This is a genomic window from Arthrobacter sp. JCM 19049 (assembly GCF_001310435.1).
On record NZ_BAXF01000533.1, the window covers coordinates 1 to 1,433 of the forward strand.

Consider the following 1,433-nt stretch of genomic DNA (forward strand, 5'->3'; position numbering starts at 1 on the left):
GCCGCGGAGATGTCCAGCAGGATCGTCAGGTCCGGGGCCAGCCCGTCGGTGGCGAACCGGTTCACGGCCGCCACCTGCTCGATCCCCAGACCGCGCCCAATGCCCTGGTAGGCCCAGGGAGGAATCCACGAAGCGGTCGGTGACCACGTGGGTGCCCGAACGCAGGTGCGGCAGGATGAACTGGTTGACGTGGGCGGCGCGGGCCGCGGCGTACATCAGCGCTCGGTGCGTTCATCGATCTGCCCGTGCCCGTGCTCGAGCACCAGGGAGCGCAGCTTCTCCCCGATGTCGGTGCCCGCCCGGTTCCCGGGTGATGACCACCGGGGCGCCGCCGCGGGCCAGGGCCTGGTGCAGCAGGCGCAGCTGGGTAGACTTGCCGGCGCCGTCACCGCCTTCAAAGGCAAGGAACAGGCCACGCGCGGAACTGGGGGATGCGGTACTCACCCGTCTAGCCTAACGAAGATCGGGGCCCGGATTGCCCGGGCTGGCCGCAGAAGTCGTCACGCTCACTGTGCCCGGCGGTGAAACATGCTGCAATGCTGCTGCTTCGCTTCCCGGCCCGGGCGTAATCTTGGCGCTATGAGCCAACCAAGACCCCGCACACCGACCCCGAACAGTGGAGCGCCCACACCCTGGCGGTGGCCGGCGCCCGGCCCGAGGCCGTGAACAACGCCCCGGTGAACCATCCGGTGACCTTCACCTCCACCTTCCATTCACAGGCGGTGGCCGGCAGCGGCGACCGGGTCTACGCCCGCTTCGCGAACCCCAGCTGGGACGGGTTTGAGCAGCTGCTGGGCCAGCTGGAGCTTGCCACGCTCCCGGCGCTGGTCTACTCCTCCGGGATGGCGGCGATCGCCGCGGCCCTGTCACTGGTTCCGCGCGGGGGCACCCTGGTGCTGCCGCGGCACTCCTACAACGGTTCGCTCTCGCTGCTGGCCCAGATGGAGGCGGCTGGGGACGTGGTAGTGCGCCCGATCGACATCACCGACACCGCCGCCGGCATCGCGGCGCTGCAGGGCGCCGATGCGCTGTGGCTCGAGTCCCCGACCAACCCGATGCTGGAGGTGGCCGAGCTGCCCGTGCTGCTGGCCGCCGCGGCCGAGCACGGTGTGCTCAGCCTGGTGGACAACACGTTCGCCACCCCGCTGCTGCAGCGCCCGCTGGGCCTGGGCGCGGACGTGGTGGTGCATTCGGTGACCAAGTCGCTCTCCGGACATTCCGATGTGGTCCTTGGCGCGGCGGTGACCTCCAACCCGCAGCTGCGGGAGAAGCTGCACGCCTACCGCACCCTGCACGGGGCGATCGCCTCACCCATGGACGTGTTCCTGGCGCTGCGCGGGATGCGCACGCTCTCGGTGCGCCTGGAACGGGCCCAGTCCAACGCCCAGTTCCTGGCCGAACAGCTAGAGGCCCACCCGGCGGTCGGCGCCGTG

Annotated in this window: 1 protein-coding gene and 1 pseudogene; one reads left to right on the plus strand and one right to left on the minus strand. The window is 70.6% G+C overall.

The genetic code is table 11. The annotated features are described in order from the left end of the window. Nucleotides 1-444: pseudogene (locus JCM19049_RS21125) on the minus strand (dTMP kinase); the annotation flags it as partial. A gap of 194 nt (nucleotides 445-638) precedes the next feature. On the opposite strand from JCM19049_RS21125, the gene JCM19049_RS14175 reads away from it, so the two are divergent. Continuing rightward, on the plus strand, nucleotides 639-1,433 hold a 795-nt coding region (locus JCM19049_RS14175; RefSeq protein ID WP_054821900.1), incomplete at its 3' end, for a PLP-dependent transferase.